The organism is Streptomyces sp. NPDC054794 (assembly GCF_053611585.1).
The window spans coordinates 21,507-40,388 of record NZ_JBSHAQ010000029.1 but is presented as its reverse complement, the minus strand read 5'-3'; the positions used below and the strand labels follow the sequence as shown (position 1 = coordinate 40,388).

12 protein-coding genes and 1 pseudogene are annotated in these 18,882 nt (G+C 68.5%); 7 read left to right on the top strand and 6 right to left on the bottom strand.

Annotation, left to right across the window (positions count from 1 at the left end; all coding sequences use genetic code 11):
• Positions 1 to 544 precede the first annotated feature (544 nt).
• Entirely contained in the window at positions 545 to 1,912 is a 1,368-nt protein-coding gene (gene dacB / locus ACWGKT_RS27995) for a D-alanyl-D-alanine carboxypeptidase/D-alanyl-D-alanine endopeptidase (protein ID WP_453275888.1), read from the bottom strand.
• 30 nt (positions 1,913 to 1,942) lie between these two features.
• Between dacB and ACWGKT_RS27990 the strand changes: the two genes are divergently transcribed.
• The 3 genes and pseudogenes from ACWGKT_RS27990 to ACWGKT_RS27980 form a co-directional block, all read left to right on the top strand.
• Positions 1,943 to 2,248: a hypothetical protein gene (locus ACWGKT_RS27990; RefSeq protein WP_453275887.1), complete on the top strand. Its 306-nt coding sequence runs from the start codon at positions 1,943 to 1,945 to the stop codon at positions 2,246 to 2,248.
• Positions 2,249 to 2,977: 729 nt separating this feature from the next.
• Positions 2,978 to 4,888 (top strand): N-acetylmuramoyl-L-alanine amidase, encoded by a 1,911-nt coding sequence (locus tag ACWGKT_RS27985; protein WP_453275886.1) that lies wholly within the window; start codon positions 2,978 to 2,980, stop codon positions 4,886 to 4,888.
• 133 nt (positions 4,889 to 5,021) lie between these two features.
• A pseudogene (locus ACWGKT_RS27980) lies at positions 5,022 to 5,234 on the top strand (transposase); the annotation flags it as partial.
• A 95-nt stretch (positions 5,235 to 5,329) separates the two neighbouring features.
• Here ACWGKT_RS27980 and ACWGKT_RS27975 read toward each other — a convergent pair.
• From ACWGKT_RS27975 to ACWGKT_RS27965, 3 genes are all read right to left on the bottom strand, one after another.
• Positions 5,330 to 5,701 (bottom strand): VOC family protein, encoded by a 372-nt coding sequence (locus tag ACWGKT_RS27975; RefSeq protein ID WP_453275885.1) that lies wholly within the window; start codon positions 5,699 to 5,701, stop codon positions 5,330 to 5,332.
• A gap of 432 nt (positions 5,702 to 6,133) precedes the next feature.
• Entirely contained in the window at positions 6,134 to 6,556 is a 423-nt protein-coding gene (locus tag ACWGKT_RS27970; protein WP_453275946.1) for an organic hydroperoxide resistance protein, read from the bottom strand.
• Positions 6,557 to 6,925: 369 nt separating this feature from the next.
• Complete coding sequence (locus tag ACWGKT_RS27965) at positions 6,926 to 8,422, bottom strand: FAD-binding oxidoreductase (protein WP_453275884.1); 1,497 nt, start codon at positions 8,420 to 8,422, stop codon at positions 6,926 to 6,928.
• Between the two features lie 758 nt (positions 8,423 to 9,180).
• On the opposite strand from ACWGKT_RS27965, the gene ACWGKT_RS27960 reads away from it, so the two are divergent.
• Positions 9,181 to 10,620, top strand: a complete 1,440-nt coding sequence (locus ACWGKT_RS27960) for a vanadium-dependent haloperoxidase (protein WP_453275883.1) — start codon at positions 9,181 to 9,183, stop codon at positions 10,618 to 10,620.
• Between the two features lie 472 nt (positions 10,621 to 11,092).
• Positions 11,093 to 12,679, top strand: a complete 1,587-nt coding sequence (locus ACWGKT_RS27955; RefSeq protein WP_453275882.1) for an FAD-binding oxidoreductase — start codon at positions 11,093 to 11,095, stop codon at positions 12,677 to 12,679.
• 313 nt (positions 12,680 to 12,992) lie between these two features.
• On the opposite strand, the gene ACWGKT_RS27950 is transcribed toward ACWGKT_RS27955, so the two are convergent.
• Positions 12,993 to 14,234, bottom strand: a complete 1,242-nt coding sequence (locus ACWGKT_RS27950; protein WP_453275881.1) for an MFS transporter — start codon at positions 14,232 to 14,234, stop codon at positions 12,993 to 12,995.
• Between the two features lie 100 nt (positions 14,235 to 14,334).
• On the opposite strand from ACWGKT_RS27950, the gene ACWGKT_RS27945 reads away from it, so the two are divergent.
• Complete coding sequence (locus tag ACWGKT_RS27945) at positions 14,335 to 15,420, top strand: DUF5937 family protein (protein ID WP_453275880.1); 1,086 nt, start codon at positions 14,335 to 14,337, stop codon at positions 15,418 to 15,420.
• A gap of 161 nt (positions 15,421 to 15,581) precedes the next feature.
• On the opposite strand, the gene ACWGKT_RS27940 is transcribed toward ACWGKT_RS27945, so the two are convergent.
• Entirely contained in the window at positions 15,582 to 16,886 is a 1,305-nt protein-coding gene (locus tag ACWGKT_RS27940) for a M64 family metallopeptidase (RefSeq protein ID WP_453275879.1), read from the bottom strand.
• Positions 16,887 to 17,374: 488 nt separating this feature from the next.
• Here ACWGKT_RS27940 and ACWGKT_RS27935 point away from each other — a divergent pair, with 488 nt between their 5' ends.
• The gene (locus ACWGKT_RS27935) at positions 17,375 to 18,862 is read left to right on the top strand and encodes an extracellular catalytic domain type 1 short-chain-length polyhydroxyalkanoate depolymerase (RefSeq protein ID WP_453275878.1); all 1,488 of its coding nucleotides are present in this window, start codon (positions 17,375 to 17,377) and stop codon (positions 18,860 to 18,862) included.
• Positions 18,863 to 18,882: the final 20 nt, after the last annotated feature.

Below are 18,882 nucleotides of genomic sequence, written 5' to 3'. Positions count from 1 at the left end.
GAGACGCCGCTCGGCTTCTTTCGGGGCGATCTTTGCCATGTGCGAACCTCACTCACCGGTCTGTAGGCGGGTTACCGGTTACTGGGGTCAACGGGGCAGGTCGATCGAGTGTTCAGTGGTTGGCTGAGGAGTGGGGTATGTAACTCCCTTGGAAGGGTTTTGCGTATTTTGTCCCACCTTCTGTGGCGCAAAACGTGCCTTCACTGCCTGCGCCTCCCACCAGTTGCGCACCGCTGACCGGCCTACAGCTCACCCTGGAGTCCGGCTGGAAGCTCGCCGAGGCCTGGCCGTCAGGCGCCGAATGCACCACTCGGTGGAGGGGGCCACGTGCCCGTCTACGTCCCGCGCCCTGCCGCGGAACAGGGCGGCCGGTCGGCCCCTGAGTCAGTCCTCCGGGCGACGAAGGAGCGTCGGCACCGTCCGCTCGCCGGGGCCGGCCGACGCTTCGCCCCCGCGGCTCGCAAACGGTTACGAACGGGCCGCGTTCCACGGGAATCTGGGGACAGTCGCATGCCGGAGCCCACCAGTCCCGAGGCTGAATCCCCTACGCGTAGCAGCCGTTGACGGTCGCCGCGAGGCCGTCCATGGCGTCCTTGATGGCGTTCGGGTCGGTCGTGGCGCCGTTCTCGACGAAGGAGAACACCTTCCACTTGCCGTCCTTGCCCTGTGTCAGACCGCTCAGCGCGATGGCGCCGGTGAGGGTGCCGGTCTTCGCGTGGACCTTGCCGACCGCGCACTTGGACTTGGCGTCGTCGAAGCGGCCGTACTCCGGGCCGAGCGTACTGCCGGCCTCGCCGGAGACGGGCAGGCCGTCGAGGATGGAGCCGAGGGTGGGCGCGTAGCTGGGCCGCGTGAGCAGTTCGAGGATCTGCGCGAGGGTGGCGGCCGGGATGCGGTCGGCCCGGGACAGGCCGCTGCCGTCGTAGAGTTCGAAGTTGGCGAGCGAGACGCCGTACACCCGGCTCAGCACATGGCGCACGACCTCGGTGCCGCCCTCGAATGTGGCCGGGCGGCCGGCGGCCAGGGCGGTCATCCGCAGCAGGGTTTCGGCGATGTTGTTGTCGCTGTGTTTGAGCATCGTGCGGACGATGCCCGACAGCGGCGCGGACTTGTGCTGGGCCACCGGTACGTCCGTCGGGCGTGCGGTGGCGCGGGTGACGTCGCCGGTGACCGTGACGCCGCCCGCGGCGAGTTGCCTGGCGAAGACCTGCCCGGCGTCGATGGAGGTGTCCTGGACGCCGCGCCCGTCGACGACCAGCGCGCGGATCGGGGCGACGGTGTCGGGGTAGTAGCCGTCGTTCCAGCCCTTGGCCAGGGTCGGCTTCGGAAACAGGCTGTCGTCGACGGTGACCTTCACGGTGGTCCGGCCCGCAGCCTTGAGCCCGGCGATGGCGGTCTTCGCCATACCTGCGAGGTCGGCGATGGTCAGGGTGCGGTCGCCGCCCCCGATGAGGGTCAGGGTGCCATCGCCGTAGACGACTTTCGTGGTGAACCGGTGCTGCGAGCCGAGCACGGTCAGGGCGGCGGTCGAAGTGGCGAGCTTGGCGTTGGACGCCGGCATCAGCGCGGTGGAGGCGTGGTGGCCCCAGACGGTGGTGTTCGAATCCGCATTGAGGACCACGCCGCTCACGTTCGAGCCCAGCCGCCGATCGAGAGCCCGGGTCTCCAGGTTCTTGGCCATCTGCTGGTCGTCGGTGTCCAGGTCGTGGGTCTTGGCCGTCGAGCCGGCACCCTTTTGGGCGGCGAAGGCGGACGGACCGGCCAGGGCGGCGGACGCCACGGGCACGGCCATGGCGAGAACGAGAGCCCGGCGCAGGCCGGTTCCCGCGCCATTCTGACTGGGCCTGCGGTGCCGACGTCGGCTACCCGGAAGGAAGGGGCTCTCGGGAGTCTTGGCAGTTCGTTCGCTCATCGGGGCTCGAAACTTTCAGGAGTGGGGGCAATGGGTCAACGAAAGGCCTTGCGCTCGGTGACGGGGACCGCCCGGGCGAAGGTGACCGATATCGGCATCCCCACACCGACCCTCTGCCCGTCGGATACGTTCACCCGCGCCGGCGCGAGCACGGAGGGCTCCGGCACCGACGAAGCCGGGCCTATGCCGGACGCCCTTCCCGCTCTGTCGGTGTGCCCGTTCGCGAACTTCTCGGCCGCCGCGGTGGAGGTGCGGGCATCCGGCCTGTCAGCGGCCGCCCTGACGCCGGAACCCGCGTCGGCCGAAGCGCCGGCGGCCGAGAACTGGGCCGCGTAGGCCAAGAGACCAGCGCCGAATCGGCTGGCGGTCCGACCGGCCGAACGGTCCAAGTGCATGCGATTCCCCGGGTGAGGTGCAGTATCGCCTCTAGTACGTACGGGCTCAGAGGCAGGTTGCAGCGCAGCGCAACCTTTTTGCCGGGCAGCTCGACGGGGGGAGAGGCACAACGCGCTCGCGCGCCGCAGGCTGTCCGGCGCTCCGTCCAGGCCGAGGAGGGCGGGTACGTTCGGCGACGCCACGTTGCCGTCACCGGGTTGCATACGCGGGGCGCAGGCGGTGCCCAGTTGCCTCGTAGAGCGAACTTCCGTGCTGGTGTGGCCACTTGATGGTTACACTTGTACTGATGGGGTGACGTCATCACCGCTCTCAGTTGGGCACATGGACACTCTGTGCGCCGAATGGGGTGGGAGCTCAGCCGCGCCGGACACCGGTCCGGACGCCGCCGGTTGCTCGCGCGGCGGCCCGACCACCAACAACTGCACCTGGCCGTCGAGCAGGGGCAGAAACTCAGGTGGCAGCAGACTTCGACACCCCGAACACACGCGCCAGTCGACCGGGCATACATGAGGTCCGCGAGCGGGAACCCGGCACGCTTGATCGCCATCACTTCATGTACAGATCACCGCGTACGCAACTGGGTGCTCCTGGGCCGCATTTCGGCCGCGGAGCACCACGGCGGTGGCTCATGGAGACCGGAATCAGTGCAGGAAAGTCAGGTACCTACACGTGCATGAACGCAAGCCGCACCGGCGGCTGTCACTGACCCTCGCGGCAGGTGTGCTGGCAACCGCGGGGATCGCGGCCGCCCCGTCGTCCGCCGAGGCGACGGCACATCGAACGGCCGGACATCGGACGGCGGCCGACAGCCGTCAGCACATCTTCGAGCAGGCCGCGGCGGAGTACGACGTCCCGCTGCCCGTCCTGCTCGCCGTGGCCTATCACGAGTCCGCCTGGGACGCCCATGCCGGCGAACGCAGCACCAGCGGCGGCTACGGGCCCATGCATCTGACGGACGTGACGGCGAAGATGCTGGCCGCGGGCGACGCGGGCGCGGTCGGCCGCGCCGACCTGGCCAAAATGGCCTCCGCTCCGCCCCTGCATACTCTCCAGGCCGCCGCCGGACTGACAGGTCTGCCCGCGAAGCGACTGCGCACGGACGAGGGCGCCAACATCCGCGCAGGTGCCGCCCTCCTGGCCTCCTACGCGAAGAGCACGGTCGGCGGCACCCCGAAGGACCCGGGCAAGTGGTACGCAGCCGTCGCCCGTTACAGCGGCTCCACCGAGCAGCGTGCGGCAAGTGCTTTCGCCGACCGGGTCTTCGACACCATCGAAAACGGCGCGCAGGAGATCACCCGGGACGGACAGCACATCAGCCTGCCGCCCACCCCGGGCATCCGCCCGGCGACCAGACAACTGTCCGCGCTGCACCTGAAGACGACGGCCGCGGTGGACGGCACCGAGTGCCCCGCCACCATCAACTGCACCTTCCTGCCCGCCGCGCCGGCCAACGGCCAGGTGTCCAACCGTCCCGCCAACGGGATCAGGATCGACACCATCGTCATCCACGACACCGAGTCGTCCTACGACGCCGCCCTGAACACCTTCCAGAAGCCGGGCGGCGGATCGGCCCACTACGTCATCCGCTCCTCGGACGGCGCCGTGACACAGATGGTGCCCACCAAGGACATCTCCTTCCAGGCGGGCAACTACTCGACCAACCTGCACTCGCTCGGCATCGAGCACGAGGGCTACGCCGCCGCCGGCGGCACTTGGTACACCCAGACCCAGTACGAGACGAGCGCGGAACTCGTCCGGTACCTGGCCGAGCGCTTCGGTATCCCGCTGGACCGGCAGCACATCATCGGCCACGACAACGTGCCCGGACCCAAATCCGCCTTGATCTCCGGCATGCACTGGGACCCCGGCCCGTCCTGGGACTGGGAGCGCTTCATGCGGCTGCTGCACGCCCCGGCGAGCGGCCGGCACGGCGTGGGCCCCGTCGGCTCTGCACTCACCATCAGCCCTGGTTACGACCGCAACCAGCAGACCGTGCAGGTCTGCCCGTCCGACGACCCCACCGGCGCCACACCCGAGTGCACCGAGCGGACCCAGCCCTCGAACTTCGTCTACCTGCGCACCGCGCCCAGCGCCACCGCGCCGCTCTTCGGTGACCAGGCAGTTCATCCGGACGGCGTCGGCACGGACCGTATCAACGACTGGGGCAGCACCGTGGCGGCTGGGCAGCAGTTCGTCGTTGCCGACCGCCAGGACGACTGGACGGCCATCTGGTACAGCGGCACGAAAGTCTGGTTCTTCAATCCGCACGGCTGCAACACCACACCTGCCCACGATGTGACGCTGGTCAGCGCCGCCGGCACCTCACCAGTGGCGGTGTATGGATCGAGCTACCCGGACGCGAACGAGTACCCTGCCGGGCTCTCCCCCTCCACTCAGGCCCCCCTGAGCTTCTACAGCGTCCCCGCCGGCCAGGCGTACGTCGCCACCGCCGCACCCGCCCCCACCGACGACTACTTCCCCTCCACCGGAAGAGTCGTCACGGGCGGGAAGAGCATGTACACCATCCAGTACAACCACCGCACCGCCCTGGTGTACGCCTCGGACGTCACCGCACAGTAACCCCCAGGCGGCAGTTGATACGACAGACGGACCCGGCCCCGGCAGCAAAGGCTGACCCTTTGCTGCCGGGGCGTCGTGATCAGTGCGGTCTGTTTCGGACCCGAAGGTCACGCCGGGCTGGCAGAACGCTGCGATGACGCGACGTGAACTGAGCAATGGTGAGTGGGAACTGACAGAGCCGTTCCTGCCGATCGGACGGTACGGCCCGTTCCCGCAGTGCCGGCGCGAACAGTTCGAGGGCGTTATCTGGTGGTTCCGTACTGGCGGCCAATGGCGGGAGATGCCCGAGGAGTTCGGGGCCTGGCAGACGTTCTACGACCGCTTTGGTCAGTGGCGCGACGTCGGCCCGCCGGGCCCAGCTCAGCGCGGCGGCGCTGGGTCGCTCGGGCGGTGGGTTGACCAGCAAGTTCCACCTCGCAGCCTGATGGCCTCGAACAAGTGCTAGCCCACAAGGGTCTGCTTCGAACGAACTACGCAGAACTCGTTGCCTTCCGGATCGGCCAGCACGGTCCATGATTCGTTGCCGCTCTGCCCTACGTCCACCTTGCGGGCGCCGAGTGCGAGGATGCGCTCGATCTCGGCCTCCCGGTCATCCGAGGCGGTCGTCAGATCGAGGTGCAGGCGGTTCTTGACGACCTTGTGCTCGGTCACCGGCATGAAGCAGATGCCGACCGGTGCGTTCTCGTCCGGCCCGACCACGACCTCCCGCTCCCGCTCGGACAGGATCCGCCAACCCAGTACCTCAGCCCAGAACCGGGCCAGGGCGGGCAGGTCGTGGGCGTCGATGACGATGTGGTGCAGTGATAGAGGCATGTCGGCCAGTGTGCCCCGTGATGGGCAGCGGGGGAGTGGCGTGGGTGGGGCGGCCGTGGTCCAGCCGTCCCGCGAGCGTGTGCCCGCGCCGCATGGAATGAGAACGCCGCGAGTAGTTCGGTGCCGTGATGCACAACGTGCCGACGAACTGGCGGCTCGCCGAGTAGGCCGGCCACACCACATGGCCTGCAGTACCTGTTCTCCCGCTGCCGCTGGGTGCCGCCCGCCTGCCCGCAGTAGGGAGTTCGCCGGTGACGAGTTGGCCACGGCAGCTGCGGATGCCAGCCTGCCGAAGCGTCGGCAACACGTTTGTGGGACGGCCGTACCAAGACCGTCCCACAAACGCCGAGCCCCGGTTACATTCCCCACCACCAGCTATTGACCAGAAAGAATGCAGAAGTCCGGCTGGAGTACTGGGGGAACGGGCCGATGTCACAGGCGGGTTCCGTTGACGATCAGTGTCACGCCGATGTTGTCACGCGTGGCTCGGGAGCACGGACAGACCTGGTGGGCCGTTCTGACCAGTTCGACCGCCTGCTCGTCGGTGACCGAGGGCAATGAGATGTGCAACTCGACGCCGAGCTCGAAGCGGCCGCCCTCGACGGGGATCAGCGAGACGTGCGAGTCGATCACCGCGTCGTCCGCTTGTGACTTGCTGCTCCGGCCGGCCAGGGCGAGCGTCGTACCGAAGCAGGCGGCGTAACCGATCGCGAAGAGCTGTTCGGGGTTGACGCCCTCACCGTCCCCGCCCAACTCCTTGGGTTGCCGCAGCCCCAGATCCAGCCGTCCGTCAGTCGTGCGCCCGTGCCCGTTCCTTCCTCCGGTGACGTGCGCCTGCGACATGCTTGTAGGCATCGCGATCTGTCGTACCGACGCCTTCTCGCGTATCCGGTTGGCGATATGGATGTGCTCGGGCGCAATCAGGTAGCGAGATGCGGGAGCCGGTTCCTCGACGATGGCAACAGAGGAATCGGCCGCCACCGGGCGGGGAGTGCCGGCCGTCGCGCCACCGCTTGCCGGTGCGCAGGTTGATACCGACGATCCGCGCGGCTTCTCGCGTGCTATAGCTCTGCTGGAAGTATGCGGTCCGCCCTCGGACCAGCCTCTTTCCGCCCCTGGCCTCCCGGATCTCCCCAATCTCGAAGTCCATCCCACCCCTTCATCTGGGGTGTTGCGACGACTACGGGAACCGAAGGGTCGGGAGGGGCCTCGGGCCGTGCTCGGTCAGCAGACCGCGGGTGGGACGCTCTGCTCGTACTGGAAGACGTTGTGGGGGTCGTACTTCGCCTTGATCCTGCGGAGCCGGTCGAAGTTGCCACCCCAGTAGGCGGTTTCCCAGTCCTGCTGCGCGATGTTCGGCACGTTGACGTAGGCGCCGTCCACGTAGGTCCGCAGGGCCTGGCTGAACTCGGCGATCCAGGCCTGGCACTGCGAGGTGAGCGGGTCGCAGACGCCGGGCTGGTCGCTGCGCTTTCCCCAGCCGACGCCGGGTTCGGCGTAGAAGAGCGTGTCGCGGTGCGGGAACGCGGTGCCGCCGCGGGGGCTCCTCCTGACGTTCCCGCCGAAAGCCTGGACGAAGTAGTTGCTGTCATCCGTCGGGGCGCTCTTGATGAACGAGTCGACGATGTCGATCGCGTCGCCCGGGAACGGCTTGCTGGAGAACTGCGAGTGGAACTTCCAGTTCGCCGGTTCGAGCTCGATCGGGATCTGGAATCCCGCGTACACGTCGCCCCAGTTACCGACCTGCGTAGTGATGTCCGGGCTGTCGATCGACAGGATCGGGTCCAGCAACCTCTTCGTCTCCTCCGGCGTTCCTTCGGGAAGAACCCCGAACAGGAAGATCTGGTTCCGGTGGATTTCGAGCTGGGTTCCGAGGCGGGCGTCGGTGGTCGGCGCCGTACGCTGATACGCCTCGAAGATGGCGCGGAGGTTGTCGATGCCCTGCCACGTCGCCTGGAGATAGGTGACGCTCTTCAGCGGAGCCAATTTGTAGGTCAGCGACGTGACGATGCCGAAGTTGCCGTTCCCTGCGCCGCGCAGCGCCCAGAGCAGGTCCGAGTGGTTGTGCAGGTCCACCTGGATCGCCTTGGCGCACTCGGTACCCGACGGGACGACGATCTCGGCCCCCACCAGGCTGTCGCAGGCCATGCCGAGCCAGCGGGTGAGGAAGCCGAACCCGCCGCCGAGCGTCGCACCGGACAGGCCTACGCTGCCCTCCGTTCCGGTGGTCACCGCGAAGTTCTGCTTCGCGAGCGTGGTCACCGCTTCTTCCTGGTTGAGCCCGGCGCCGACCCTCGCGATACGCGCGTCGTCGTCGATGTCGACCGACTTCAACTCGCTGATGTCGATCACGAGGCCGTTGTCCACGTTCGACCAGCCCTCAAGGGCGTGGCGGCCGCTGCGCACCCGCACCGCCACGTCGTTCTGCCGCGCCCACGTCAGGGCGTTGACCACATCCTGGGTGTTCTGGGCGAAGACGATGACCAGCGGATAGTGGGAGAAGAGCTGGTCCCAGCCGAGGCGCGCGTCCGTGTAGCCGGAGTCCTCGGGGCGGACGATGCGGCCGGTCAGTTCCGCCGGTGCGCATTTCCCGTGCTCGGGCCCTGTGCTCACGGCGCTCGCGTTCGGGGCCTCTACGGCCGTAATGCCCGGCACGACGACAGCGCCGGCGCCGGCGGCCGCGGTCGCCTTGAGCAGTCCGCGACGGGAAAAGTCGTTCATGGTCCATGTCCTCTCGACCGCAAGCAATCGCGAATCGGTCTTTTGCGGATGATTTAGGCGAAGCGGACAGTAGCAAGGGCGGTCACGGTGGAGCGTCTCGACACGCTCGCAACCGCGCCCAGCGCCTGATGCCGTAGCCCCCCGCCCCGGGGCGGCGCTTTGTGGCGCGCAGAGATCTCACGGACGAGCAGGGGGTGATGGAGTCACTGTCGCCAAGGAACGAGAAAGTCCGTCCGACCGCCGATATGGGCCAGGAGACGGCCGATCGACGACAGACGCTCCGGGCGGCACCATCAAGTCCGACAACGGGGAGACCCCGCGCCCGGGGTGCTCGCCGCCAGACGGCCGAAGAGATTCGGCCGCGACCGCGAGCTCGGGCGGCTGCTCGCGGTGGACCCGAGGCGATCCACCTCTTGGAGAACGGCCGCATGGCGGGCTGACTTTCCGGGCGAGCACGCACTCTCCGCGGAGTCGGTGTCGGACGGGCACCTTTCGGTGGATTGGGAAATCGCTCACACGAGTGAGACCTCCGCCCCCGGGCGATAACAGCTCGGCGTGGCTGTCAATCATGACCGGATGGGTATTTCCTTGTAAATCCCGAATTCATATAAGACGAGCGGCGTACCGGCGTGGCTGATCTTCGTTTGCGCATTTCCGACCTTACGCTGCCGCTGCTGATCAGCGACGTCGAAAGGAATTCCGTGCCTCCCAAGCCCGATCATGGCCGTCGGCGGACCGCGAAGTCTGTGCTCCCACGCTTGAAGCCCCGCGCTGGCGGACGCCTGGGCCGGCTACGGGCCGCCGCCGTGGCCGGTGCCCTGCTCGCCGGGCTGAGTCCGGTGGCGGCCGGTGCGCCACAGGCCGCCGCCGCGACAGGGCACAAAGACGATCCGACGCAGTACTGGAACAAGGTCCTGCTCCAGACGTTCCGCAATGCGCGGGGCTGGGACGCCTCGCCCGGCAAACTCTCCAGGTCGGGGGCCATGGTCTTCGCGGCGATCTACAACGCCGAGAGCGCCTATCAGTACACGTACGGAACCCTGAAGTACGAGCCGTACCTCAACCGGCCACTGAAGTACGCCGACAAACGCTCGCGGCCCAGTCCGGACGAGGAGGAGCGGCTGATCGACCGCACGGCGTACCGGATGATCTCGCAGCTGTATCCGGGCGATCAGGCGTACATCGACGCTCAGTACAGGTCCCGGACCGGCCACTCCCCCCACTCCTACGATCCCCTCGACCGCCTGGTGGTCAACCCCGTGGTGAGACAGATCAACAAATCCCGGGCGGGCGACGGTTCGGACAACCCCGAGGTCTACCACGGCGACACCACCACGCCTGGCGCCTGGCGGCCGACGGGTGAAGAGGCGACGCCCGACGAAGGGGCCTGCAAGGAGCCGAGCGACGCGGTGACCCCGAACTGGGGCAAGGTGCGGCCGTTCGTGCTCCGCTCCGGCTCGCAGTTCCGGCCTCCCACCCTGCGCGGCTTCACTTCCTACGCCGATCTGGTGGCCAGCCCGGAGTACGCGGCCCAGCGCGACGAGGTACGACGGGTCGGTGCCGTCGACTCCACCGAGCGCACATACGAGCAGACCGTCATCGGCTGGTTCTGGGACCATGACCTCAACGGCACCTACCACCCCCCGGGACAACTGCTCGAACTGACCGGGATCGTCGCCAAGAAGTTCAAGCTCGACACGTACGAGACCACTCACTTGTTCGCGCTGTCGGCGCTGTCGTTGGCGGATGCCGGGATCGCGGCCTGGGACTCCAAGTTCGACGGCCCGATCAAGGAGTGGCGCCCGGTGTCCGCGATCCAGGCGACAGGCGGCCCGAACGCGACCTGGGAGCCTCTCAGCGCGGACCGCTCAGGGACACCGTTCACCCCGTGCTTCGTCGCCTGGACCTCCGGGCACGCCAACTTCACGGCTGCGTGGGCAAGCGCGATGAAGCACTTCTTCGGTCGTGACAACGTCTCGTTCATCGCACACTCCGAGGACCCGCACACCATCGAGTCGTACCGCCGGATCGACAGCTTCAGCCAGGTCGCCGAGGAGGGCGAGTTCAGCCGCCTCTGGCTGGGCGTGCACTTCCGCTGGGACGCCGAGGACGGAAGGGCGATCGGTACCAACGTCGGCGACTACGTGTTCGCCAACGCGCTGCGGCCGACGCGACCGGGCAGTCCGCATCAATGGTGAGACGACACTGTCGTCCACGCCCGCACATGGGCTACCGGGCCTGGCCGACGCGAGATCAATCTCAGTGGCGCTTCTGTACCCCAGACAACTCACGCCGGGCAACGAAGGGCTGATCCGGGCTCGTGGGGGATAGCCGTCAGCGCCTTTGCCAAGTACCGCATGGTGAAGCCGTTGACGGCCGACGGTCCAGCGGTACCGGCCAAGCTGCTTTTTGGAGTCCCTACCCTTGCGGGCGATCCGCGGCATGATGCCACCGCCGCGTAACCATCGCCGCAGGTGGCAGTAGTCGTAGCCGTTGTCGGACAACGGCCCTGGACATGTGTCTGGGCTGTTTGGCGGTGCGTCCCTCGTCCTTTCGCGTGGTGCGTCTGGTGAGTGGGCAACTGGCGGCGATGGCACCGGTCGACGATCGATGAACTGGCCGATGGGATCGCAGGGGGAGCCTGCGACCGCTGCGTGAGGGTAGGTCGCTGTGATCGACAGGCGGGATGTGCTGCGGGCCGGCGTGCTGGGCGGCGTTGGGGCACTGGGGCTGCAGGCACCGGAGAATGCGGCGGCAGCTGTGGCGGCAGGGCCAGTTGGCGCTCGGGACTGGAAGCGGTTGGCTGAACGGCTGTCCCCTGGAGCTACCCTCTACCGGCCGTATGGCTCTGAATACGTGTCGCTGGCCTTGCCGTTCAACCACAGGTACGCCGGAATTCTGCCCGCCGGCATCGTTGCCTGCGCGACCACCGGGGACGTGTCCGAGGCGATCCGCTGGGCTCGCGCGGCAGGGCTGCCCGCCGTACCGCGCTCCGGGCTGGGACACAACTACGCCGGGTATTCGACCACCACGGGTCTGCTGCTGAACATGGCCCGCATGAGGAGCATCGTCTCCACCCCGATCCCGGGCCGTGCCCGCCCTCGGGTCTATGGGCCGATGAAGGTCGTGCACGACGCCGGCACCGTCACCGTAGGGGCCGGCGTCACCAATGGCGACCTGCATCCGCTGTTGGAGGACCAGGGCATGTTCGTGCCGACCGGTCGTTGCCCCAGCGTCGGGGTCGCAGGGCTGGTGCTGGGCGGCGGCATCGGCTTCAGCGACAAGATGTTCGGCCTGACGTGCGACCGGCTCGTTTCCACGACCGTCGTGCTCGCCGACGGACGCACGGTCAAGGCCGACAAGGATACGCACCCCGACTTGTTCTGGGCCTGCCGCGGCGGAGCCGGCAACAACTTCGGTGTCCACACCTCGTTCACCTTCCAGTACGAGCAGTTCGAGGGCACCGTGGGCATCTACCAGCTCCGCTGGAGCCTGGACTCCGTACTGCCGGTGATCGCCGCCGCGCAGCACATCGCCCAGGACACCGTGGGCGACAGGCGGTTCCATCTGCGTCTGGGCATCGGCACCCACGGGACGACCAGGGCACAGATCCATGCGAACGCCAACGTCAACGCCATCGGCCAGTTCTACGGCACTGTCGAGGAACTGCGTGACATCCTCAACCCGCTGCTCGAGATCGGCACGACCGAGGAACGCGCTCGCAACAGCGCGTCCGTTCGTGAGGTCACGCCCGGTGAGGCGAGCGTACTGCTGAGCGCCACCACACCGATCGATCGCTTTGCCACCAAATCAGCGATCCTCGACTCCCGCACTCTCCTGACCGATCAGCAGGTCAGCGCGGCTGCCGAGCGCCTGCTGGACTGGCCTGGCAGCAACAACGAGGACGGAGCCGGGTTCGCCATGTTCGCCCTCGGCGGTGAGATCAACCAGGTGCCGTCGAACGCGACCGCGTTCGTACACCGAAACGACCTCTTCGTCTTCGCCGCCGAGACCTCGTGGGCCGACTACGACCGCCCCGACGTCGCCGACGCCAACCTCCGCTGGCTCAAGCAGTTCTACGACGACATCTTCCCCGGCAAGTCGCCCGAACAGGCATACCAGAACTTCCCCGACCCGACACTTAGGAACTGGCGGGAGGCCTACTACGGCACGAACTACCCCCGCCTGGTCGACGTGAAGCGGAAATACGACCCGACCGGCTTCTTCGACTACCCGCAAGCGATCGGCACGAGTTGAGCCCAAACGGCCGGGTCTCGGCAAGGTGGTGGGCGGAAGCGGCCCGCAAACGGACGAGAGGCATGTGAGCCTGGGCGGGGCAAGCCCGAGGAACCGGGGCGAGAGCCGTGGGATGCCCCTCGCCCGCGGCCGGTCCGGTACCGGTCACCAGCGCAGCCAAGCAGCACAGGGGCACTTCCTCAATGTCTGCGGCAGTAGGGGGACTCGGCGAGCAGGGCGCAGTCCCTGTTGATGCCGATGGCGAAGTCCCGACACGAGAAGCCGGAGAAAGTCCGCCGCCGCCTCAGACCGTCGACGGAGGCGATGGGCGGGTTCACGAGCCTGTTCGCGTCCGGCGGCGGCGACCGCTGAGCCGCGCTCCTTGGTCCTGCTCGGTGCTGACGGCGGCGGCGGACAGGAGTGTCGTGGCGGTGAGGCTGCCCCAGAGGGCGGTCGGGCCGTGGGGTGCGAGAGCGGTGATGGCCGCCGGGGAGACGGCGAGGCCGAAGCCGGTGGAGAGTTGGAAGCGGGCGAGGACGCGTCCCAGTGCGTGGGCCGGGGCGAGGGCGGTGACGAGTGCGGTGGCGCTGCCGGCGTAGAGGATCTCGCCGAGGGTGCAGACCACGGACACCGCGCCGACGGCCGGGGCACCCCAGCCGTGTCCCAGTGAGGTGGCCGCGAGGAAGCCGAGGTAGGACGCGGCGAGTACCACGCCGGCGAGAGCCAGCACGGTCCGCCGGGAGAAGCGGGACATCAGGACGGTGACCGGCACCTGGAGAGTGACCACCAGCACCGTGTTGGCCACGAAGACGGCCGCCGACCACACCGGGGAGGCGTGCAACTGTGTCACCAGGACCAGAGGGAGCGCGATCTCGGGGACGTTGAGGCAGAAGACGTAGACCACGTTCGCGGCCAGCAGCGCGCGCATCCGAGGTGCGCGCCCGTCGTCCCCGTCCTTGGCCGGAGCAGCGGCCGGATGCGCCTGCAGGTGGACCGACCACGCCAGGGCCGCCGCGGCGAGATAGGCGAGCCCGGTGACGGCTGCCAGCGCCCGCAACGCGGTGGTGCCGCCCGCCAGGCAGGCGGTGGCGAGGAGCGCGCCCACGCCCAGACCGGCGTTGCGCAGGGCACGGCCCGCCGCGAGAGCGGCGTCGCGTTCCCGGCCGTGGGAGACCGTGGCCACGAGAGCCGCGTGGGCGGCCGGCCATGCCTGGTTGCCGATGCCGAGGAAGAGCGCCGCCGTCGCGAACGGCCAGACATGCCCCGCCGGGGTGGCCAGCAGCAGCGCCACACCCAGCACCCGCACCAGCATCGACGCTGCCACGACCGTGCTGCGTGCGCCTTGGTCCAGCCACCGGCCCACCGCGGGCATGCACATCAAGCCCGCGACGACGCCGACCGTCATGGCGATGCCGGTGGTCGGCGCGGACAGCCTCAGCACCATCACCCCGTAGAGCAGCAGAAAGGGCCGCAGCAGGCCGGTGCCGAGCGCGTCCACGACCAGGGCGACGGCATAGCGGGCTCCTCCGGAGGCACGGACGAGGGCGCGGGGCTGGGACTTGATGGTGGTTGCCATGACGTCAAACGGTGCGTGCGGCCGACGGGTCGGCCACGTCGGTTGACGGATACCGTCAACCGACGCCGTCGTCGGCCATCCGGTCAGTGATGATGCGGGGATGACGTTGAGGATCGACATCAGCGGCCTGCCGTCCGAGCGGCTGCGGTTCGCCGCCTCCCCGTTGGCCGAGCTGACCGCGATGCTGCACGTGCTGGCCGAACCCGGGCATCATCCGCAGCTCGCCGACTGGGCCGGGGAAGTCTGGGCAGGGCTGCGGCCGGAGCTGGCCGAGCGGCTCAGGGAGGCGGAGTTCCTCTGGCGTTCCTCTCGGGCCGACTTTCTGCTCCCCGCCCGGCCTCGGCCCACCCTCGCCGAGGAGTTGGACGACGTGGACCGGATCGACGACGAAAGGTATGTGGCCGCCGCGCTCGTGACGACGTGCGGCAGCAACCGGGTCCACTTCGGAGCTCCGTCGCCGCTCACCGACACGACCGCGCGCGAGCGGGCCCTGGACCTGGCCCAGGCCCGCGGCGCGCAACAAGAAGCCTTCGCGGAACGTCTGCTCGCGGACCCGGCCGCCGTGCGGGCGCGGGTGCGCCGCACCCTCGAACAGTGTGCCGAGGCCTTCTTCGACGCCGCCTGGACGGACGTCGCCGTGCAGCTCGCCACCGACCTGCGCCTCAAGAACGACCTGCTGAGGCGCCAGGGCATCGGGGCGGCACTCGCGTCGGTCTCCGGTGCGGTCACCCTGGCACCGGACGGCGACTGCATCGTCGTGGACAAACTGCAGGACAAGGCGACCGCCGCCCACAGCACAGGGGTCACCTTCATCCCCAGTGTCTTCGGCAGCCCGCACCTGGTGGCGGTCTTCGCGCCCGAGTGGCAGCCGGTGATGCAGTACCCGGTGGCCGAGCCGAGCCCAGCGGAGCCGGTATCGCTGGAGACGGTCACACTACGGCTGGAGGCACTCGCCCATCCGGTACGGCTGCGGCTGCTGCGCACCCTGGCCCGCGGCGCGCACACCAACGGTGAGCTGGCCCACGCCTGGGAACTCTCACCTCCGGAGGTTTCCCGACACCTCGCCGTCCTGCGCCGGGCGGGGCTGCTCACGGCCCGGCGACACGGTCGTTATGTTCGCTACGTCCTCAATGTGTCCGACCTGACGGCGCTGGGTTCCGACTTGCTGGCGGCCGTACTGCGCTGAGTGGCTCGGTCTGCCAGAGAAACAACGCAATGCCGTCGTGAGCCGGTCGATGTCCCGCGCCGGCTGGCCGGTGCGGGACATCGACCGGCAGTCGGTGAACGACGCCGACAGGTCCAACAGGCCCCTGCAGTTGAGGGGTGTGATCGCCGACGGCAACCGCTCTACTCGGAAATCTGCCAGCTCACACTGGTGGAGGCAGCTTGCCGGGCCGCGGGCTCGCGCAGCGCCGACGTGTCGTCGGTGGCCGTTGCGGTGACCGTGTGCGTACCCGGACTGATCCGCAGCGTACGCGGCGTGACGGAGCGCCGGCCGACCGCCTTCTGGACTTCGACTCCGTCGACGTACCAGTGCACGCGCACATCGGACAGGCCGTCGCGCGGCAGCCGGGGGACGCTGATACGAAGGGGGTCGGAAGCGTCCAGGGTGCCGACGGTGGGGGTACGGGCGGTGAGCAGGGAGGCGTGGCGATAGAAGCCCTCGATCATCGCTTCCTGACCGGGCAGGTTGAACCTGTCGTTGCTCAGGCTTCGCATGATGGAGTTCTCGGTGGGGCGATAGATGCCGTGGTGGTGGTAACCGCCGCCTTCGTACGCGCCGACCGTGCCGCCCGACGGGTCACTCTCACCGATCCAGCGGTACCACTTGGTCCGGTGGTCCTGCATGTCGGCGGCGGTCTGCATCGTGAGGTTGGGCTCGGTGGGTTCCGGTCCGGGGTAGCGGTCGCCGCCCCCGTCCTCGTACTCGTCCCCGAGCAGGCCTATGGAGTGGCCGAGTTCATGGGCGCCTATCAGGTAGGAGCTGGGGTTGTCGGAAGACATCGTGGCGATACCCGTGTGGCCGGCGGTGGAGCTGAGGCCGCTGTACCCGGCGCCGCCGTACTTCGTGGAATTCGCGATGACGAAGACGATGTCGGAGTCCGGTGCCCGCTGCGCGTAGGAGTCGACCTTCTGCTCGTCGACGCAGAGCAGTCGCTCGGTGTCGTCGCAGTAGAAGTAGCTGCTGACGGCGGTGTCCTTGACGACGTCCCGGGTCGGGTCGCCGGTGACCCCCGACTGGTTGGAGATGGCCTCCACGAGCCAGAAGTTGAACAGTCCGCGGTAGCTCCTGTACGGCTCGATCTGGAAGATCGCGTTCAGCTTGGTGCGTGCGTCCGCCTCGAAGTCGGACTGCTGGCCGGCCGTATAGCCGTCGCCGATGACCACGACATCGAGGCGGTCGTCGGGAGCACCTGTGCGCTGCAGTGCGGTGACGCGGGTCTTGCCGGGGCTCACCGTCGGGGCCGATCGACTCTGCCTGATCCACTGCGGGACGGTGGCGGGGACCTGGCGGTGCCTGCCCTCACCGTGGGTGCTGGGGAAGTACTCGACAGTCCGGGTGTTCTCACCGGCGGCTTCGGAGGACGGGGGCCGTGGGGCGGAGGTGTCGGCGGCGTGGGACGGGACGCTCGCGGCGTAGAGCCCGGCCAAGACGAGGGTTCCTGCGGTGATTGCCGGCAGCAGGTGTCTGTGGACGCGCACGAGGACCTCGCATTAAGTGGGGGGTTAAGTAGACTTAACTAGCCGCATAACATAGGGGGTTGGCGTCCCGAGCGGCAAGGGATGTACTCAAGTGACCCTGCGGTAACGGCAAATGGCGCACCGTGCCGGACGAAGTGACAGCGTCTGGGTGGGCCCGATGATCCGTGCCCCCTCCGACGGTGAGCGGGTACTGCCGCGGCCCCATACGTACCCGCGAGCGGCCCTGCGCCGACCCCGAGGCACTCACTGGGTCCTGACCTGTGCCGCAACGGTGCGGACCCACACGCCGTGCCACCACGAGGTGGTGTACATCCCCATTACGGCCCCGGTATCCCGGACGTAATGTCCCCGTAACTCCGAAGCCGCGCAACGGCATTCGAGGCAGGGTACGGCTGCCCTCTTTTCTCCCCGCCCGTCGCGATCACCCTGGTGGCACCATGAACCCGACTTTCGCCCCGTTCGTACCGCGCCGCGTATGGCGCCTGAAATGGCCGCGCCCCGTCTCCGCGGCGGCGACGGTCCTGTCCCTGATCGCCGTGGTCCTCGGACTTTCCCCGGCCCCGGCTCAGGCCGCGGGCCTGCAGCAGGTCACGGGCTTCGGCTCCAACCCCGGCAACCTGCAGATGTTCCAGTACGTTCCCGACAGCTCGCCGTCCGGCGCGCCGTTGGTCGTGGCCCTGCACGGGTGCACTCAGAGCGCGGGCGACTACTACAGCCATTCCGGCTGGTCCAAGTACGCCGACATGTACGGCTTCGCACTCGTCCTACCGCAGACCACCACCGCCAACAACGCCAACTCCTGCTTCAACTGGTACCAGTCCTCGGACTACACCCGTGGTCAGGGTGAGGCGCTGTCGATCAAGCAGATGGTGGACTACGCCAGGTCCCACTACGGCAGCGATGCCGGCCGCATCTACATCACCGGGCTGTCGGCGGGCGGTGCGATGACGTCGGTCATGCTCGCCGACTACCCCGACGTGTTCGCGGGCGGCGCCATCGACTCCGGCATCCCGGCGGGCTGCGCGACCGACCTCACCAGCGCGCTGACCTGCGAGTACAACGCGGTGAACAAGACCCCGGGGCAGTGGGGCGACGCGGTTCGCAGTGCCTCCGGCGGCTGGGGCGGGCCCTGGCCGCGGGTCGCGATCTGGCAGGGCACCGGTGACACCACGGTCAATCCGGCCAACGCCACCGAGGAACGGGACCAGTGGACCAACGTCTGGGGCCTCAGCCAGACCCCGTCCTCGACCACCACCCTGACCGGCGGCACCACACGGGCCGTGTACGACGATGCGAACGGCAAGCCCGCGGTCGAGACCTTCTCCGTGTCCGGCATGGCACACGGCCTCGCGGTCGATCCCGGTTCCGGCACCGACCAGTGCGGCAGCACCGGGACGTACTACCTCAACTACATCTGCTCCTCCTACTGGACCGCGAAGTTCTGGGGCCTGGACGCCTCGGGCGGAGGCGGCACCGGCAGCCTCCCGGCCCCGACCGGGCTTACGGTCACCGGCACGACCGACACCACCGTGTCGCTGTCCTGGTCCGCGGTGAGCGGCGCCGCGGCGTACGAGGTGTACCGCGGCGGCACCAAGGCCGGATCGACGGCCGGCACGTCGTACACCGACACGGCTCTCGACTCCGGTACGCGGTACGGCTACTCGGTCGCCGCGGTGGACTCCGGCGGCGCGGTCGGCTCCCGGTCGTCCGCGGTCTCGGCGACCACCACCGGGTACCAGCCGCAATGCTTCACCGACAGCAACTACCACCACGTCGCCGCGGGCCGCGCCCACCAAAGCCTCGGCTACGTCTACGCCAACGGCTCCAGCCAGAACATGGGTCTGTACAACGTCTCCGTCACCCACACCCTTCAGGAGACCTCGTCCGGCTACTACGTGATCGCCGATTCGGGCTGCGTCTCCTGACACACCGCCCGACGTCCCCG